Genomic DNA, 17,996 nt, shown 5'->3' with positions numbered 1-17,996 from the left:
GCCGCCCCCTCTACCGCAAGCCGTCCACCGGACCGCCGCGGCCTCCGCCGGAGTCGCCGATCAGCAGATCGCTGCCTTCGCCGTCCGGCGCCACCGCCAGGGTGACCGTCATGCGGTGCGTGGCCGTCTTCGCCCGCTCACCCTTCGCGTCCGCGGAGACCACGAACGCTTTCACTCCGCCGCTGGCCGACGCGGTGTGCCGCAGCTCGATCCCCAGGTCCAGCACGATTTCCTTGACCGTGAACCGAAGGGGTGACCCGTCCCCGTCCTGCTGCGCGGCCGCCAGTCCCCCGCGCACCGCTTTGATCGCCTCGGACAGTTCGGTGGGCTCTAATTCCATGGTTTCCCCTTGATCGCTTCTGTGCAGAGAGCCAGTCTGCCGGGCAGTACCCGGCGGCGGAAGGACACGGTCGGCCTGCCCAGAGCTGGCCTATGAGGCGGTCGGCTCGGTGCGCTGGAACGGCGCGATGGGTACCAGCGGCGGCATCGGCGTTCGGAGCCCGAACGGGCCTGGGACGTTGAGCTCGCGCGCCAGCGCGCTCGGCTCGGGCCCGCCGCAGGGCGGCAGCCTCGGTAGCCACGGCCTGGCGGCGGCACTGGGCGCGGGCAGCCTCCATCGCTGTCGGCGCATCGTCCGGAACACGCTCGGTGTCGGGGAAGGCACGGTGGCTGAGCTCGCGCATCGCATTGTTCTGCCGCTCCACCGCTTCCGCGATGGCCGGGTCGACGCGGCTGACCGGGTGGGCCTGCTGATGCGCGGCGAGCGCGCGACGGTAACCCTCGCTCGCCAACTCCCGGGTCTTCATCGGGCCCAGTGGCGCGGCCGCGGACTCTGGGCCGACGTCGGCCGGCTCGGACACGGGCACCGACCCGGGCGCGAGGATCCGCAGCCCGCGTACGACCGTGCGGCCCACAGACTCGTTCGCCGCTTCGACAACCCGGGCCTGCTCCAGGCGCAGCTTCGTCGCCCAGGCCACCGACTCCGGGCACACGGTGAGCCGGCCGGAGTCGGCGTCGTACCCAACCGCGACGACGTGCCCGGCGAGCTCGGGGGCGATGGCCGCCCAGCGTTCCCGCAGCGTCGCGCCGGCGGCCGGGAGCTCCCAGGCCCGCTCGGTCACCAGCGCGCCGATCGCGGCACCGAGCCCCATCGGCTCGCGCCCGCCGCGCCGGACCACCGACGCCGTGTGCGGCTTCGCCTTCGACGTCGCCGTGCGACCGCCGTTCGTCTGCGCCGCCACCTTGGCAGCGCGCAGTGCGACGCGGGCCAGGTCGACGCCACTGAGCTGCGGGTTCTCGGTCATCAGGCGACCTCCCCGGCCAGCTCCTGGACGCGGTGGACACCGCAGACGCTGCGCGACGGCAGAGGCTTCCGACCGCACGGCGCGTCTCCGTCCCGCCCGGAACAGGTCTCCTGCTTGGCCGATGCGGTCGGCGCGGGTACGGCGGCGGTGCCCAGCACGGCGGCCTCTTCCCGGCAGAGCTTGCACAGGCCGTCCTCGAGGGCGCGGCCGATCACGACGATCCGGGCGCCGCAGTCCCCGCAGGAACCGCGCGGCGGACCCTCCACCTCGCGCTGCGCTGGGACCGGGGCCGGGTTGTGGACGGCGTCGTCCAGCATGCAGTCGACGCAGCGGCCGCCCGGCCCGGGACGGGTGGCGTGCTCGGGACACAGGCCCTGCTCGATGCGCTGGGCACGGTGCCGGGCGGCGGCCTTGTCCTGGACGATCTCGGCACACACCTCGCAGTCCTTGCCGGTCGACCACAGCACGCCGGCCTCGCAGTCCTGGTAGCCGCAGCCCCAGCGCGGCAGGGCCACCCCGAGCAGCCACCGGCCCGGGTCGCGGATCTCCGAGACCATCACCTTGGCGAACCGGGCGGTCAGCCGGTGCTGCAGGCGTTCGGCGTCGGTGCCCTCGCGCAGCTGGCGGCCCACCTCACGGGCGATCTGCCGGGCGACGAAGTCGCTGGTCACCCGCTCCAGCAGCAGGTGCACCGGCTCCAGCACGGCGTAGATGTGGGGGCTCATGGCCAACTGCGGTCCGTCGTACGACGACCGCGCAGGCCCTCCGCCCCTGCTGCTGCGCTTTTCCGTTCCAGGCTTCGAGAGGGAGGGCTGGCTGTTTCCACCCGCGCGAAGCGCGAGACCACGGTCGGCTTCCGTACGCGCAGCATCGTCAGCCGGGTTTTCCACAGCCCCAGCGCCCTCCCCTACCGGTACCTCGCCTACGGCGGATGAGAAGAACGCGCCCTCGTCATCAGGTGAGTCAGTCCTAGGTGATTCCTCATTCGCGAGGGATCCCTCACCAACCGGCGAACCCGATCCCTCACCAACGTGGGAACTGACCGACTCCTGCGAACCGCTGGTCACAGCCGCCTCAGCAGCCCCAGGAACCGCCGCGCAGCCACCCTCCGGACGGGCCTCGGGAGCGATGTCGTGCGCGATGTAGTGGTGACGTCCCTGCGCCCCCGCACGCCGCTGCACCGTCACCCAGCGCGCCGCCTCCACCTCGTCCACCACGGCCGACGCCGCCGTCACCGAGATCGGCTGCCCCGCCTTCTTGCCCGAGTGGTGGAGCAGGCCGGCCGCCAACTCCGCTTCCGTCAGCGCGATCCCCCGAGTCTGCGCGTAGGCGATCAGCGCGAACGCGCGCAGCTGCCGGGGCGTGAGGTCCTCCGCGGCCGCCACCGGCAGCCACACGAACGCCTCCGTGCGCGTCATCGCCCGCACCGTCCGCAGCGCCGACGTGCCCGTGCCGCCCGGCAGCGTCCGACGATTCGAGACCAGCTCCACCACACCATCCGGGCCCGGACGGCGCAGCTGCGTCATCCCGCGCTCCACCGACGCCACCGACATCCCCAGATACGAGGCGATCGTCGACGACTTCGCCTGGCACCCTTCCGGCCGCAGCCCGAGCGCCTTCACCTTCACGTACACCGACAACGCGACATCCGCGTACGCCGCCGACGACACCAGACGCATCGGCACCCGCACCCGCTGCCGCCGAACCGGCGCGCTGTCGTCCACAGCAGCGGCCGACGCCGCGACCGCGCTCACTGCACACCCCGCAGAGTCGCCAGAACATGATTCATCCGGCGACCATGGACCAGATCAGCTGTGGACAGAGGACGCTCAGCCCCAATACCCCCCGGCGCTCCCGCACGGCGGGCAACAACCTTGGAACCCGTCCCGTCACACGGGACGGCGTCCTCGAGGACGCCGTCGACGGAGTTGTCGAGGACTTCCGAGAGCGGGTGCACGAGCCGGGCGGCCGACGCCGCGACCATGCCAGGCGAGCCCGTCCTAAAAGCGCTGCACTCGTCTTCAGGTACGAACCGCACAAAGGCGGATGAATTGCACGGCGATTCCGTCACACGGGAAGACCGCCGGGTCTGAACCGGGGTGAAACGGACAGGGTCAAGCTGACAGGGGACACCACTCTCGTGCACTATGAGAACGACCGCCTTGATGTATCACTCGGCGTATCACCGAGTGAGTTTCAGCAGATGGGTGGGCGCGCCCCCTCCGTGAGGAGCGGGCGGACATCGAACAGGTGAGTGGGGACCTCCCTTCTTCGCAGTTCGGTGGGCGATACGTCGGCCGTTGTCAGCGACCGGGGTGTTGCTTGGTGATGCGCCGGCCCTGTCAGTGGCCGGGGTGTTGCGTGGCCCTTGTCAAAGGGGCCGACCCGCTTGTCGAAGGCGGGGTTTTGCTGGGATGTGGCTCGATGAGCCGAAGCTCGCAACCGGGTGTCAAGCCGGGACCGAGCAGCCGATCCGGGGTGTCAAGCCCGGTCGGAGCGAAGGGCCGCGCGAGGCAGTGGATTGTCAGTCCACTGTCCGGCGCGCGGCCGGTGGCGGTTACGTCACCCCGACCCCCTCGAATCCGAAGGTGGAGTCGGCGTGCCGGAAAACAGGTACGAAGTCAGTCCTCACTGGGCACATCCTTGGCGGCGGCCGGGTATTTCCCGGCCAGCCGACGGAGGAAGTGTGCGTACTTCAGGCGATTGCTTCGGTGGGGCTTGGTGAGCCCTGCCTCCCACCGCGCGACGGCGACGCGCTTGACGCCGATGGCGTGGGCGACTTCCTCCTGAGTGAGCCCGGCGGCGACTCGCAGCTGCTGCCGAACACGAGGCGAAGGGAGGGTATCGGCATCCACCAGAGCATCGATGCGACGCAGCGGATCCGACATCGCGCCCTCCATCCTAGGAAACAGCTCCTGAAAAGATACATGAAGTGATCTCCGGAACTGCACTCCGTTCGACGCCCGGTAGTGTCCGTGGCCGTGTCCCGCGTCGTGTTCTTCGATCTGGACGGCACGCTGGCCGACCGGCAGTTGGCGCTCAGCGACGCCGTGACCAGTCTGTGTCGTTCCTGCGCGCTCTCCGCAGATGCCGATCAGTGGCTGCGCACCGAGCTGGCTGACCGCGCGACCGCTGGCGACTTCGCCCGGTTGAGGGAGGCCTTCGGCTTGGAGGTGTCGGCCGCGGGCCTGTGGCAGGAGTACGTCGACCTCATGTCGTCCGCCGTCACCTGCCGCCCCGAGGTTCTCGAGGGCCTGGCCCGCCTGCGCGCGGCCGCATGGACGATCGGCGTCATCACCAACGGGGCTGGCGACATCCAGCGCGCCAAGCTCGCCGGGACCGGACTTGCCGACCTGGTCGACGGCGTCGCCGCCTCGGGCGACCTGGAGATCCGCAAGCCGGACCGGCGCCTCTTCGAACTCGGGGCCACCCGGTGCGGCGTCAGTCTCGCGGACGGCGGCTGGATGGTCGGCGACAACCCGACCGGGGACATCGGCGGCGGCCGGCGGGTCGGCCTGCGCACCATCTGGCTGCGAGGACGCCCCTGGCCCGATGGTCTCCCTGCCGCGCACCACATCGTCGACGACGTCACCGATGCCATCAACATCCTGCTCGCAGAAACGGAGTAGCACCGTGGATCTGCCAATCGTCGGCATCCTCCACCCCGGCAGCATGGGGGCCGCCGTCGCCGCCTGCGCCGCGATCAACGCGGCCGAGGTCCTGTGGTGCGAGAACGGGCGTAGCACCGCGTCCGTGAAGCGTGCCGCCCAGTTCGGGCTGACGCCCGTGGCGACGCTGGCTGAGCTGCTGGACCGCAGCGACATCGTCATCAGCCTCTGCCCGCCAGCGGCGGCCGAGGACCTGGCCCGCGCCGTCGCCGGGCACCGCTTCGCCGGGGTGTACGTAGAGGCGAACGCCATCAACCCCGAGCGCACGCAGCGGATCGCCGAGCTGCTCCCGGACGCCACCGTCGTGGACGGCGGCGTCGTCGGCTCCCCGCCGGTTGGCGGCAAGACGCCGACGCTGTACTTGTCCGGGCCTACTGGCGCGACGGCCCGCATCGAGGCGCTGTTCGCGGACACCGCCGTCCGGGCCGCGGCGCTGGGCACGGAGGTGGGGAAGGCATCCGCGTTGAAGTTGTCGTACGCCAGCTTCCAGAAGGCATCGCGGGTGCTCGTGGCGCTCGCGGTCGGCATGGCACGCGAGTACGACGTCGACCAGGAGCTCATCGAGGTCGCCTCGAGGCGCACCGACTCGTACCTGTCCGAGCCGCAGTACGTCGCCAAGACCGCAGCTCGCGCTTGGCGCTGGGGCCCCGAGCTGGAGGAAGCCGCCGACACCCTCGCGGCCGCCGGCCTCCCGCCGGAGATGCTGCGCGCGGCCGCGTCCACGCTGGCACGGTGGCACGACGCCAAGGACGACAGCGAGCTCACGCTCACCGACGCCCTGGACCGACTCGCCCAGCCGTAGCCCGCGCTCATGCCGTCGCCGCTCCTGCCCGCTGCGCCAGCATCTGGTCGATGAGCCGCGCAGCGTCCTGCGGTGCCGACGCCGTGGTGTCCACTGTCAGGTCCCAGACCATGCCAGGGTGCGCGTCCAGGTCCGCTCGGGTCGCGTCCCACGCCGCCAGGCGCGCCGCGGTGTCGCTGTCGCCGCGCCCCACCGACCGCTGCTCGGTCACCTCGCGCGGGCACCACAGCAGCACCACCGACCAGTCGGCCGGGTAGCCGTCGACCAGCGCTCGGATGCCATCGACCTGCCCAAGGTGCACCACCGGCACCCCGGCCGCGAACGCGGCGTCGACACCGGGCCGGTCGATCACGTACGTGTTGCCATATCGGGCGTTCACGTAGACGACGTCGCCTGCGGCCTCCAGCTCGCGCAGCTGCTCCACTGTGCCCATCCGGTAGCCGGCAGCCTTGCCCGTCCCCACCTTGAGCCGCGCGAACTGCGCATACCTGGAATCCAGTTCGCTGAGCGCAGCGGTGACGGTGTCCTTACCCGAGGCTGGCGGCCCGTAAAGGATCACGCCCTGCTTCTCCGTCATGCGTACATCGCCCCCATCGCCTGCCGGGCCTGGTCCGCGAGCGTCACCGCGGTCCCCAGCCGGTTGTCGACGACCAGGTGCGGCACTGCCGGGCGCAGGTCGAGGTCAATCGTGGCCATGTACTCGTCCCACCGCTGGAGCTTCCACGCGTCCCGGGCCGCTGAACGGAATCCGATGTACTCGCGCATCGACTCTTCATCGCAGCGAACCCACACCGGGAAGACGTCGACACCCATCGAGCCTGCACGGTTGGTCAGGCGCTGCATCCAGTCCGAGTCGGTCATCTCGGCGATGAACGGCGCGGTCAACACCGTGGAGATACCGCACTTGATGTTGGCCATGGCCGACTGCATTAGGCAGTCGTACTCCACGGGCCGGACCTTCTCGCGGTAGAGCTCGGTGTGCCGGTCGTTCGCGTCGCCGCCCAGCGCGACTAGGAGGCGCTCCACGAGTGGGCGGGTGAGCGGGTCCTTGTCGAGCAGCGGCCAGCCGGTGAGCTGAACGAAGAAGCGGGCGAGCTCGGTCTTCCCGCTGCCCGCGAACCCGCCGACCAGGATGAGCACGGGACGGTGAGGGTCGCCACCCGTGTGCCGGCGCTTCCACGCGTCGATGATCCGCTGCTGCAAGTCGAAGTGGTCGGCTTCGTCGGAGCCCGGCGCGATGCGGTGAATGGCTCGCTCCACCGCCAAGACGTGCGAGCCGGTGAGGCGGTCGTCCATCGGCGTGAGCTTGAAAGACGTCTCCTCACCAGGCAGGGCGGTGCGGAAGCCCAAGTCGGGCTCGGTGGCCCGGTACAGGAGGCAGTAAGCACGTCGGTAGTGGGGGCCGGGATAGACCTCGCCCTGCTCGTGCTGCCAGAGAGTCTGCGGATTCGCGGCGGGGATGCCCTTGAGTTTGGCCTGCTCAGCGACCTGGCGGAGGCGCTCACCGGCCTTCTCAAGGGTCAGCCCGTGAGCCTCGCGTTGCTCACGCAGCTTGTCCGGACGCCAGCCCGCTCGGTGCTTCCCCACCCTATGACCCTCCGTGATCGTCATGGCCGTGAGCCTAGAGCTAGGCCCTCAAATCCCATGTGTACGTGGATGTTGAAAACCCGTGTACGAGCCTGCGCACGAGCTTCGACAAGGCTTTGTGATGTTGCCTTTCGGCGCTCGCGAGTGTGATAGCCCCCACAAGACGACCAGTCATGAGGGGGTTCGAGATGGGCGAGTTGAGGCGCTCAGGCATCGAACGCGTACTCCAGCACGTAGGCCGCGCTGTCCATGGTCATCTCGTTCACTTCGACGGCCTGAAGCTCAGCGTCGAAGGCCGTGCGGCACAGCTTGATGACGGGGCGCTCCAGGGGCATGGCCAGTCCTTCGGCTTCCTGAGCGATGGGCAGCCGGCATCGGATCTCTTCGCGGAAGTGAGCGGGCGCGTGCCCGATCTCAGCGAGCCGTGCGTACGTGCCGCCCTCGCCGGTGTCCACTCGCATGATCGCTGTGCCTTCGGCCAGGCCGAGGGGCAGGTACGAGGTCGCGAGCATGACGGGCCTGTCGTCCAGCACGAAGCGTCGGGACCGAGCGCAGACGAGCTCATCCTCGTCCACGTCGAGCATCCGGGCGATGTGTGGTGGCGCGGCCACGGTGTCCACGCGGACGTCGATCGTGACCGGGCGCTCCTCGTCAGCGGACCAGATGGACTTGCCAGCACCCCACTGCTCACGTGCGAGTCGCTGGATGCCGTGACGTCGAATCGGGCGGAACTCGATGACCCGAGCGCCGGCGCCCTTCTTCGTCTCCACCAGGCCCTCGATCCGCAGGATCTTCAGCGCCTGGCGGGCGGTAAGCACGGCAACTTCGTACTGGGCGGCAAGCGCGCTCTCACCCGGCAGCCGGTCGCCGGGGCTGTACTCGCCGGACTCGATCGCCGCCTTCAGGTCGTCGGCAATCCGCTGGTACTTGGGCCGCTGTTCGCCCATGTCACTCGCCATTTGTCTCCCTACCTCGTTAGCGATCCTACGGCCGCTGGCTATCGAGGGACCGGCAAGGGCGCCCCGGTGTGTGAGGGAGCCGCCGGAAGAGCGTACCTCGTTAACGTACTCCTTGACATCGCTAACGAGTGTCGGTCTACTGAAGGTGTACCGAACCTCGCTAACGAGGTGAGGGTAGGGGCGCCGAAGAGGCGCTGCTTCGCCCTGCCCACTCGCCATCGGGACGCCTCCCGAGCTCAGCACATCCGAGAGGAGCACCACCCCATGAACGTCATCCTCCGCCCCGCCACTGAGCACTTCGACGCCGAGACGCTCGCGCTTCTGGAGGCGGTCGAGGTGCCGCTCCCTGAGTTCAGCACCGATCTGGACATCGTCTTCGGTACCCCGCTGGAACTGCACGAGCCCTATGCGACCTCCCGCGAGAAGGATCTGCCCGAGCAGGAGCTCCTGGAGCAGTTCTTCGCCCGGCGGCACGCGGCCCGCGACCTCCTCGCCGACGACCCGAGCATCCTCGTCCGGGTCCGCGAGCGCTTGGTCGACGTGCTCCTCCCTTACGCCGCGCAGTTGCGCATCACGCAGCCGGCTGCCGCCTCCTTCCCGATCGCGGCCTGACCCCCTGCACCATCGCCGGGTCTTCGGACCCGGCTCCCCCACCCGGAACCGCCCTGCGGACGGCGCCGGATGAGGGAGCCGGACCCTCGGCTCCCTGCTCCACTCGAAACACCGCAAGACCGCAGTAGTCGTCCGCCCCTCGGGGCGGCCGGGGTTGAGAGCACCATCGAACTCCCCCGGAGCCTGACGGCCGCGACGACTGTGTGCACGCCGCAGCGCTGTGCGCTGTCTGTCCTGCGGGACGCCGGCCTTGTGTCGTGCGGCCCGGAGGGCGGAGAGAGCATCGCGACCCGCGTCCCCACCGCTCTGTTCGTGAGGAGTCCCCGATGTCTGCTTCGCGCACCGCCCGTCCCCGCCGGAGCCGGACCCGCTCCCGCACCGTCAACAGCGGTCCGGCGCTGGCCCTCTCCACCCTCCGGCCTCACCAGTACGACTTGCGCCCCGCCTGTGCTTCGCTGGTCTGCCCCGACTGCAAGACGTGGGTGCCGATCACCGGCCTCCAGACCAAGCAGCCCAAGCTCGTCCCGCACGACACCGGCCGCGCGGGTAAGGACGCGGCCGTCCGCTGCCGCCTGGGCAGCAACCGCCTGATCACCGTCGACGTCACGGCCAGGAAGTGGGAGGAACGCCTGACGGACGGCAACTCGGAGACCGTGCACCGCCGCAAGACCACGGTGCGGCGCAAGCCGAAGACCGCGGTCGCCCCGGCCGTCAGCCAGATCGCCGCACAGAAGCAGGCGCCGGCGAATGACGAGCGTGGCAACGGCCAGCCCCTGTGGCTGCGGCGTAAGGAACAGTGGGCGGCGACCGAGTCCACGGTCCGCGACGCCGACAACCGCCGCGCGCAACTGCCTGCTGGTGCCGCGCCGCTGGGTGCGCCGCCGGTGCCGCTCAAGACGCTGCACCCCGCGCGCCGCGCGAGCTGATCCGCTCCGGACGAACGACCACGGCCCCGGCCTCCCCTTTGCGGGGTGGCCGGGGCCGTGGCTGCTCGTAGGAGCAGCCGAAGCAGCTCACCCCCGGCCCTTTGGCCGCCACAACATGCAAACAGCCCCGGGGTGGCTGCCCCGGGGCTGTCTCGTACGGACCTTTTGGGAGGCCCTGATGAATCGCACCTCCATCGTACGCACCAGCTACGCCCCCTCCGCCGACCTGCCGGTCAACACCAACTGGCGCGAGTACGGCGCCTGTACACGGGAGGACCCCGACCTGTTCTTCCCTATCGGCAACACCGGCCCGGCGCTCCTGCAGATCGACGAGGCGAAAGCGGTGTGCCACAGGTGCCCGGTGCTGGAGCGCTGCGCCTCCTGGGCCTTGGAGATGGGTGAGGCCCACGGAGTCTGGGGCGGCATGAGCGAGGACGACCGCCGCCGCATCAAGCGCCGCGCCGCCCGCGACCACACCAAGTCTGCCTGACGGCCTGCCACGGTCCGTCTCCCGCCCACCAGAGCAGAACAAGGGCGGGAGACGGGCCGCGGCAGGCCGACCGGCCAGCCGAAACGAAAGTGGACGGCCCCGAAACTCTGACCTCCCGGGGCCGTCCGTGATCAAGAAAGGCAGACCCTCTTGACCACGACGATGATCACACGCCCGGTTCCCCGGGCGCCACAGGGTGGCGACGACCGGTTCGCCCGGGTCCTGGACGCCGTCAACTCCCACCGCAGCCCGGCCTCGAGCCGCCGGCCGCGCCAGACGGAGCCGCACCTCGCGCTCGGTGCCCACCTCCTGGCCGTCGTCCGCGCCCAGGACGCCGCGATCCCCGCCGAGCGGCGCGCGCCGCGCACGGTCGCCGAGATGCGGGCCCGCCTGGCCGGGCTGTACGAGGAGGAGCAGGACGCCTGCGGCCTCTGCGGGCGCTGGGCGTGCATCTGCTCCCAGGGCCGCGCCCGGATGACCGGATCGGTGGTGGCCGCATGATCGCCCGGCTGGCCAGGGCCGTCGCGCCTCTGCGGCACATGTGGCAGTGCGCTCAGTGCGGGCGCTGGTCGCAGACCCAGGAGTGCCAGTTCTGCTGACTCCGCCTCTCATACGGGCGGCCCGGGCCGCGTACCAGCGCGCGGCCCGGGCTGTCCACGCGGTCGGTCCCGCTCACCCTCTCGCCCGCCGGCTGCTGGCGGCTGCTGCCACGGCGGCCGCCCGGGCCTGGGACGCAGGGCACCACGTCACCGACCTCCACAAAGACTGACCCGCAGCGCGGGAGAGAGACCGAAGTCCCTCCCGCGCCGCGCTGTTCGACCGGACCGGCCACCCGCATGACGGGCGGCGGGCCCTTCGCACGCCTCCAACCCGGGCATACAGGCCCACACACCTGCCAGGAGACCTCATGCAGCGCAGCACCCAGCTCGACACCGCGACCACCACCAGCGCCACCCGGCTCCCCGACTCCCTGCGCACGCACACGCCGAGGTGCCCGGCGGCCGAGGGCCCGGACCGGGAGGCCGCCCGCATCATCGCGTCCCACCCGGAGCAGGGCTGGAGCCTGCTGTGCAACGGCCTCCTGGTCTTCGACGACACCGGCGACCTGCTGCCCGACGGCCGGGTCGTCGCCCCGCACCGGCCGCTCGTGGCCACGGTCTGACGGCTGCCTGACCCGCCCGGACCAGCCCCCTTCACGGTGGCCGGGCCGGGCGCGGTCCAGGGGAGCCGGACAGCCGCGCTCTGCTTTGTCTGCTGGGAGGCCCCGTGCTCACCACGATCCCGTTACGCGTGCCCCTGGACGAGTCCGGGCTGCCGCGTAAGGAAGCGACCGCCACGGGCGGTCCGGCCGTGCCGCGGCCGTCGCCCGCATCTCGTCAAGGAGGATCCATCATGTTCGAGACGATCACCGTCACCGCCGATGAGCAGCGGCAGATCTTCGACCGGCTGGCTCCCCACTTTCCTGCCTACCTGCAGAAGGTGGAGCCGAGCCCCTACGGCGGGCTGCGCTTCGAGTTCGCGCCGTTCACCGGTCGTGAGCCGGAGCCGGCCGAGCCCGACTCCGTCCACCGGGACCCGCGGCTGACCTACGTGCCCGAGTCCGAGGACGCGACCGAGCACCGCCTCCGGGAGGCCGCGCGGATCATCCTCAGCGACCTGTACCACCAGGCGCGCGAGGAGTGGAAGATGGCGGCCTACGTCGCCGACCTCCGCGAGGTCGTCCAGGACGCCCCGGAGCGCTGGGGGGCGTACGAGCGGGAGGCGGAGGCGCTGGACGCGGCCTACGCCTACCTGCGTACCGCGCCGGCCGCGCAGGAGTGGCCAGCCGCCCTCTCCCGGCTGGTCGACGCGCAGGACCGGACACTGGCCGCTGCCACCGCGTTCGACGAGCGGGCGCGGGACATCGCCGCGGCTCACTACCAGCACCTGTACGCCGACCTGAGCCCGAACGAGGCCCTCGCGAAGGCCGGTTATCCCGGCGCTGCGGGCTGGCACGTCGGCGACGGGTTCGGCGGCCACTTCAGTGGCTCCCTCCGGGAGAAGGTGGCCGACCTCATCAGGCAGCAGGAGTCCCACCTCGCCAAGGTCGGCCGCCTGATCGGCGCCTGACCGGAGCGCTGCCCGAGGGTGAACGCCGCGCCACCCGCACCGGCCCCGCTCCGCTGCCTGACCCCCTCACCTCCTCCCGGAAGGAACCGACATGCGGTTCATCTACCTGCTCGGCATGGCCAGCCCGCTCATCGTCATCGCCGCGCTCCTCCTGGCCCGCTGACCCGGCCCCCTCAAGCCCTGCCGGGCCGCCGCATCCCCCGAGCGGCGGCCCAGCAGGCGTACACCAGAAAGGACCCCGCCTGTGAGCACCCGACGCCAGCCCGCCCGCAAGGCTCCCGCCAAGAAGACGACGACCAGGGCCAAGACCACCACGGCCACCAGGACGGCCGCGACGGCCGGCCCGAGCGAGACCGCCGACACGACGGTGGCCACCGAGCCCGCACCCGCGCCGGTGCAGGCGCCGGACGTCGACACCGAGGCGCTCGTGACCGCCGCCCGCGCGGAGGCCGACCAACTGCTCGCCGCCGCCCGGACCGAGGCGGAGGCCCTGATCGAGCAGGCCCGTCGGCAGACCGCCGACGCCGAGACCGCTGCACACAAGGCGCAGGAGGAAGCGGCCAGCATCCTCGCCATCGCCAAGGCCCAGGCCGACCGGATGCGCACGCTCACCGAGGAGCAGGTCGCGGCGGCCGAGGAGACCGTGCAGCGGGCCCGCACGATCGCCGACGGCGACCTGGCGGCAGCTGAACAGACCCTCGCCCGCCGCCGCCAGGCCGCGGAGAAGCTCCAGGTGGAGGCCGAGGCGGAGGCCGCCCGGATCGTGGAGGCCGCCCGCGCCCGTGCCGCGCAGATCCGCAGCGAGGCCGAGCAGGACAAGGCCCGCGTCCAGGCCGAGGCCGAGGCCACCGCCGCGCACGCCGAGCACCTGGTGGAGGAAGCCAAACAGCGCGCCGCCGCCCTGGTGGCCGCCGCCGAAGAGGACGCTGGCGCCCGCCGCGAGGCGGCTGCCGAGATGCGTCGGCAGGCGGAGAAGGACGCCGAGCAGCTGCGCACCCAGGCCCGCGAGGAGGTCGCCACGGCGGAAGAGGACGCGGCGAGGATCCTGGACCACGCCCGCGGCCAGGCCGCCGAAGTGCTCCGTGAGGCGGAGCAGGACGCCGACGACGCACGCGGCGAGGCGCAGCAGGTCCTCGAGGATGCGCAGGCCCGCGCGGAAGAGGACGTCCTGAGGGTCCGCTCGATCGCGGAGGCCAAGGCGGCCGGCGCCATCTCCGGCGCGGAGGCTGCCGCGTCCGAGCGGATCACGGCGGCCGAGAAGGAAGCGGGCCGCCTGGTCGCCGACGCGAAGCGGGAAGCCGAGCAGATCCGCGCCGAGTCCGGTGCCGAGCAGCAGGCGGTGTGGCGGGAGCTGACTGCCACTCGTGAGGAGGTCGCCGCCGCGCAGGCGCGCATCGCGAAGCAGGAGAAGACGAAGAACGTCGTCAACACCTGGGGTCCGCGGATCGCACTGGGGGCGACGATCGTCCTGACCGCTTCCGGTGAGTTCGCGCTGGCCAAGCTGAGCGGGTGGCCGTGGCAGGTCGCCTGGGCGCTGCCGCTGGCGATCGACGTGTATGTGGTGCAGGCGTTCCGCCGCCACCGCGACGTCGCGGGCGCCCTGATCCTCATGGTCGCCGCGAACGCGGTCTACCACCTTGCCGCGGCGGGCCTGGTCGGCGTCGACAAGAAGGGCGACCCGCTGTGGTGGCTCATCGTCGGCGTCGCCGCCATCGCCCCGTGGGTGATGTGGCGCATCCACCAGATCACCAAGGAGCCCGGTGAGACGGACTCCGGTGAGACCGGCACGGGCGACGGCGCCGGGCCGGATGAGACGACGCGCAACGTGCCCGCCGGTGAGACCGAGCACACCCGGTCCGCCGATCTCACCGGCTTCGGTGAGACGGTTCCCCACCCGCGCACCGCCCCGGCACTCCTCGCTGAGACGGCCGAGGGTGAGACCCGCCGGGAGCTTGAGACCGGTTCCGCTGAGACGGGCGGCCCGGTGAGCACGACTGAGATGCCGTCTCACACGAGTGAGACGCGCAGGTCAGACGGTGAGACGACCTCTTCGGGCAGCGGCGCGGCTCCGGTCCCGCTGCGCTCCGGTGAGACCGGCCGCCCCGCGCTTGCCCGGGACGCTGAGATCGAGGGACAGGTCACGTCGCTGCTCAGTCTCATGTACCGGCGCCAGGGCGCGGACACCGTCTCAGTCGACGAGGCGAAGGACATCCTCGGTGTCTCACGGGCCACCGCGGGACGCCGACTTGAGATCGCACGGTCCCGCTTCAAGAAGGTCTCCTGAGACACGCGGTCTCCCGGGCACCGCGCAGGCCGTCGCCCGGAGCAGCGGCGGCGCCGGCGGGACGCCCGCTGACACCCAGCCGCTCCATCGTCCGGCACACACCAGTGAGGGCCAGCCCGCGGGATTCGGGCTGGCCCTCGCTGCGACTGCCGGAAGCAGTCAACAGCCCCCCGAGTACAGCAGATCCGATCCCCACGGAGGACCCCGTGAGCACCGAAGACAAGCCCTTCTTCGAAGACCCGAATGCGGCGGTGCGCGAGATCGCGCAGAACCCCGCCGCCTACGCGCACTACCTCGCGGACTTCCACCGGGTCGTGCTGGACATGTCCGCCAAGCTGGAGATCCTCCAGCGCGAGACCCGCCTGCACTGCCGCAAGACCCGCGTGGAGGGCGACAAGTGGGGCCAGGCTTTCCTGCGCTCCTTCCCCGTGGAAAAGTCACTGAACGACGTTCTCAAGGACCTCAAGAGCATTAGTTCGGGGCTGGAAAGGAGTGCTCATAGGCGCCACGCCCACGATGAAAAAGTGAAGGAGGTCAAGAAGCAGCGAAAGGAAAAGGCGCTGCTCAAGGAGCGGAAGAACAACCCGCCGCTCCAGGCCGCCCCGCAGGCCGCCCCGGAAAATCCGGGACAGCAGGGTGCGCAGAGCCCGAATATGGGCTACGGTGGTCCCACGTCGATTTACAACCTGGACCGCAGGGAGTCGGCGTGAGTGCAGGTCGCCCGCTCACGAAGGCAGAGCGGAAAGCATTCAACCGTGCGGAACACGAGCGGAAAATCAAGCAGGATCTGATCGCTCAGCACGGAAACGACCTCGGCACCTTCTACTACTGGCTTCGGCTCGTGAATATCCGAGGCACGCAGGCTTACCGCGAAGGGAACACGGACTTCATCCGTGAGGTCGCGCTCGCCCTGCACAACGTCTACAGCCGTCACGGCGGCTAGCTCCCGCGTCCCGCACGAAGGGCCGCTCCCGATCCCCGGGGGCGGCCCTTCGGCGATCCCAACGCGTGCCGCGCGTGCCGCGTGCCGCGCGTGCCGCGCACGCGTGTACGCGAGGCGGGTGCCGACTGTCAAGCCCAGGAGGAGGAGTCGCGTGTCCGACGACACCGACAGCAACGTGATCAGCCTCCCCGCCCGGGGCAGTGATTCCGGCGGAATGCCGGATGCTCCCGACGGCGGGGATCTCTTCTTTTCCGAACCGCCCGACAGTGGCTCGGGCGGCGCCGTTCCGCCGGAGTCCCCGGCGGAGACGACAATGGAACTCCCGGTTATTCGCGGCCCTATTTCTCCGGAAACCGCTCTCCGGGAAACGGGAATGCCCGACGCGTCGGATTCCGGCGGCGGGGAATATGAGGAAGGTGAATACGTCCAGCCGCGTTCTCTCGCCGATCGTCTCGGCGACTGGCTGGAATACCGGCTGGAAGTGGCGCGCGAGCGGCACGCCGGGGAAGCGCCGTTCCGTGAGGCTGAGATAGCGCGTAAGGCCGCGCTTATCGAGGCCCGCACCGCCCAGGAAACAGCAATGATGGAGCAGAACGGAAAGCTTCACACCGCGCAGATGAAGGCGAAGGCCGACAAGGCGGCGGCGCGCGGCAAGGCCGACGCGGCGCGGTCCTCCGGCTCCGACATGGGCGCCGACAAGGGCGGCCGCTCGAAGGCCGGCGGCGGGGGCGGCTCACGCGGAGGCGGCGGCAACTCCGGCGGCTCAGGCCGGGGCTCGGGAACAAACGGGTCCGGCGGCACCGGGCGCGGCCCTGGGGGCGGCAACTCCCCCAAGGGCACCGGCAAGGGCCCTGAACGCCCTGCTGGCGGCCGTGGGGGCGGATCGAAGGGCAATGAGTCGTCCGGGGGGTCCAAAGGCCGCCAGAACGGCTCTGGAGGCTCCGGCGCAGGTAAGGGCGGTTCGGGTGGCTCGGGTAAGAACGGCTCCGGCAACTCGGGCCCCGGCAAGGGCGGTTCGAAGGGCGACGGCGGCAGGACGCAGAACTCGCCGGCCTCGAGCCCCCGGGCCGAACGCGCCCGCGGCCGCCAGGAGCGCGCTGCCGCCCGCCAGACCGCCCGGCAGCAGCGGCGCAGCGCCGATCAGGCCGCGAACCTCGCCGACCGAAGCAAGGACCGCGACCAGGACCGCGCCAACCAACAGGCGGAGCGGGAGGAACGCCGCAGGACAAAAGCCGAGCGGAAGGCCGCGAGGACGGCGAAGCGGGAGGCCGCTAAAGCGGCCGAAGACCGCACCACCCTCAGCGCGGCCGTGGCGGAGGAAGCGCAGCGCCGCTGGGACAAGCGCCGCGCCGCGGAGAAGGACGAGGCCGCGAAGGACGACAAGGCCAAGGAATCCAACGGCGACAAGGCCGCCAAGGACTCCGAGGCAACGACCAAGAAGACGCCCAAGGACGGCCCTGAGCCGTCTTCTGACGGCCCGAAGGACGACTGGGCGACCAAGGAGCCGGACGACGGCAAGAAGGGCGACACCGGGACGGACGACGGCCCCAGGCCCGACGACGTCAAGGACCCGCCGGGCTTCAAGGAGAAGGTCAAGGACTTCTTCACCAAGACCGACGAGAAGACCACCCCGCCCGAGGCGGAAGAGCCCTCACGGCTTCGGCCCGAAGACCTTGGCGTCACGGTGGACCGCCCCGGCGGCCCAACCCGCCCGCCGAAGTCCGAAGAGGCTGAGGAAGAGATCCCGGACGCGGTCATCGTCGATGACCCGGCCGACCCCTTCGGAGCCACCGTCACAAGCCGGGCGAGCCTCCCGCGGGCCCCGGAGCCTCACACCCAGCGTCCCGGTACCACCCGACCCCCTACACAGGAGGACCCCATGGCATCGGAGGTCAGCAGGCCCGCGTCGGCCCAGGCCGGCATGGCGGCCAAGCACCGCACCGACATCACCTTCGGCGAGTACCTGATGGAGACCGTGAACATCGCGATCGCCGCCGGCGTCGACAAGGACCGCGCTCAGGAGATGGCCGTCGCGCTCGGCAAGGTCGCGGACGTTTTGCGGGACATGGCGGCCGACCTGACCGGTGACCACAACATCGCCACCGAGGTCGTCGACCAGATCACGGACCTCGCCGACGCCGCGTCCCGCATGAAGCAGCTCGCCGAACGGTGCGCCACCGAGTGCGAGATCGCCTCCGAGGCCGCCCGACTCGCCGCCATGGCGGTCGGCCGGACATACGGCGAGGACATCCAGGCCATGGACGACGCGGGCCTGGCCCACGCCTCCGCCGCTGCTCACCACGACTAGAACT

Annotated in this window: 18 protein-coding genes and 1 pseudogene; 12 read left to right on the top strand and 7 right to left on the bottom strand. The window is 70.9% G+C overall.

Annotation, left to right across the window (positions count from 1 at the left end; genetic code table 11):
• Positions 1 to 10 precede the first annotated feature (10 nt).
• From ACWDD7_RS33435 to ACWDD7_RS33420, 4 genes and pseudogenes are all read right to left on the bottom strand, one after another.
• Positions 11 to 340 (bottom strand): trypco2 family protein, encoded by a 330-nt coding sequence (locus tag ACWDD7_RS33435; RefSeq protein WP_450460141.1) that lies wholly within the window; start codon positions 338 to 340, stop codon positions 11 to 13.
• Between the two features lie 553 nt (positions 341 to 893).
• Positions 894 to 1,151, bottom strand: a pseudogene (locus ACWDD7_RS33430) (DUF721 domain-containing protein); the annotation flags it as partial.
• A gap of 152 nt (positions 1,152 to 1,303) precedes the next feature.
• Positions 1,304 to 3,058, bottom strand: coding sequence for a hypothetical protein (locus ACWDD7_RS33425; RefSeq protein ID WP_450460140.1), 1,755 nt, complete (start codon positions 3,056 to 3,058; stop codon positions 1,304 to 1,306).
• A gap of 867 nt (positions 3,059 to 3,925) precedes the next feature.
• Positions 3,926 to 4,192, bottom strand: a complete 267-nt coding sequence (locus ACWDD7_RS33420) for a helix-turn-helix transcriptional regulator (protein WP_450460139.1) — start codon at positions 4,190 to 4,192, stop codon at positions 3,926 to 3,928.
• Between the two features lie 93 nt (positions 4,193 to 4,285).
• On the opposite strand from ACWDD7_RS33420, the gene ACWDD7_RS33415 reads away from it, so the two are divergent.
• The gene (locus ACWDD7_RS33415; protein ID WP_450460138.1) at positions 4,286 to 4,933 is read left to right on the top strand and encodes an HAD family hydrolase; all 648 of its coding nucleotides are present in this window, start codon (positions 4,286 to 4,288) and stop codon (positions 4,931 to 4,933) included.
• Positions 4,934 to 4,937: 4 nt separating this feature from the next.
• Complete coding sequence (locus tag ACWDD7_RS33410; protein ID WP_450460137.1) at positions 4,938 to 5,774, top strand: DUF1932 domain-containing protein; 837 nt, start codon at positions 4,938 to 4,940, stop codon at positions 5,772 to 5,774.
• Between the two features lie 7 nt (positions 5,775 to 5,781).
• Here the strand turns inward: ACWDD7_RS33410 and ACWDD7_RS33405 are convergent, their stop codons facing one another.
• The 3 genes from ACWDD7_RS33405 to ACWDD7_RS33395 form a co-directional block, all read right to left on the bottom strand.
• Complete coding sequence (locus ACWDD7_RS33405) at positions 5,782 to 6,351, bottom strand: phosphotransferase-like protein (RefSeq protein WP_450460136.1); 570 nt, start codon at positions 6,349 to 6,351, stop codon at positions 5,782 to 5,784.
• Complete coding sequence (locus ACWDD7_RS33400; protein ID WP_450460135.1) at positions 6,348 to 7,385, bottom strand: AAA family ATPase; 1,038 nt, start codon at positions 7,383 to 7,385, stop codon at positions 6,348 to 6,350. The genes ACWDD7_RS33405 and ACWDD7_RS33400 overlap by 4 nt, the downstream gene beginning before the upstream one ends.
• 182 nt (positions 7,386 to 7,567) lie before the next feature.
• Complete coding sequence (locus ACWDD7_RS33395; RefSeq protein ID WP_450460134.1) at positions 7,568 to 8,320, bottom strand: GntR family transcriptional regulator; 753 nt, start codon at positions 8,318 to 8,320, stop codon at positions 7,568 to 7,570.
• A 264-nt stretch (positions 8,321 to 8,584) separates the two neighbouring features.
• Here ACWDD7_RS33395 and ACWDD7_RS33390 point away from each other — a divergent pair, with 264 nt between their 5' ends.
• The 10 genes from ACWDD7_RS33390 (at position 8,585) to ACWDD7_RS33345 (ending at position 17,992) form a co-directional block, all read left to right on the top strand.
• Complete coding sequence (locus tag ACWDD7_RS33390) at positions 8,585 to 8,932, top strand: hypothetical protein (protein ID WP_450460133.1); 348 nt, start codon at positions 8,585 to 8,587, stop codon at positions 8,930 to 8,932.
• Between the two features lie 326 nt (positions 8,933 to 9,258).
• A complete protein-coding gene (locus ACWDD7_RS33385; protein ID WP_450460132.1) occupies positions 9,259 to 9,858 on the top strand; it encodes a hypothetical protein in 600 nt (199 codons plus the stop codon).
• Between the two features lie 178 nt (positions 9,859 to 10,036).
• Positions 10,037 to 10,348, top strand: a complete 312-nt coding sequence (locus ACWDD7_RS33380) for a WhiB family transcriptional regulator (protein WP_450460131.1) — start codon at positions 10,037 to 10,039, stop codon at positions 10,346 to 10,348.
• Between the two features lie 150 nt (positions 10,349 to 10,498).
• Positions 10,499 to 10,849, top strand: a complete 351-nt coding sequence (locus ACWDD7_RS33375; RefSeq protein ID WP_450460130.1) for a hypothetical protein — start codon at positions 10,499 to 10,501, stop codon at positions 10,847 to 10,849.
• A 406-nt stretch (positions 10,850 to 11,255) separates the two neighbouring features.
• On the top strand, positions 11,256 to 11,510 hold the full coding sequence (locus ACWDD7_RS33370) for a DUF5999 family protein (protein ID WP_450460129.1): 255 nt from the start codon (positions 11,256 to 11,258) through the stop codon (positions 11,508 to 11,510).
• 230 nt (positions 11,511 to 11,740) lie between these two features.
• A complete protein-coding gene (locus tag ACWDD7_RS33365; RefSeq protein ID WP_450460128.1) occupies positions 11,741 to 12,457 on the top strand; it encodes a hypothetical protein in 717 nt (238 codons plus the stop codon).
• Positions 12,458 to 12,701: 244 nt separating this feature from the next.
• The gene (locus tag ACWDD7_RS33360; RefSeq protein ID WP_450460127.1) at positions 12,702 to 14,741 is read left to right on the top strand and encodes a hypothetical protein; all 2,040 of its coding nucleotides are present in this window, start codon (positions 12,702 to 12,704) and stop codon (positions 14,739 to 14,741) included.
• A gap of 206 nt (positions 14,742 to 14,947) precedes the next feature.
• Positions 14,948 to 15,451, top strand: a complete 504-nt coding sequence (locus tag ACWDD7_RS33355) for a hypothetical protein (protein WP_450460126.1) — start codon at positions 14,948 to 14,950, stop codon at positions 15,449 to 15,451.
• A complete protein-coding gene (locus ACWDD7_RS33350; protein ID WP_450460125.1) occupies positions 15,448 to 15,684 on the top strand; it encodes a hypothetical protein in 237 nt (78 codons plus the stop codon). Before ACWDD7_RS33355 ends, ACWDD7_RS33350 begins: the two co-directional genes overlap by 4 nt.
• A gap of 151 nt (positions 15,685 to 15,835) precedes the next feature.
• A complete protein-coding gene (locus ACWDD7_RS33345) occupies positions 15,836 to 17,992 on the top strand; it encodes an ATP/GTP-binding protein (RefSeq protein ID WP_450460124.1) in 2,157 nt (718 codons plus the stop codon).
• Positions 17,993 to 17,996 lie beyond the last annotated feature (4 nt).

The organism is Streptomyces sp. NPDC001056, from assembly GCF_053598955.1.
The sequence above is the reverse complement of the archived record's forward strand: the minus strand, read 5'-3'. Positions and strand labels throughout refer to the sequence as shown.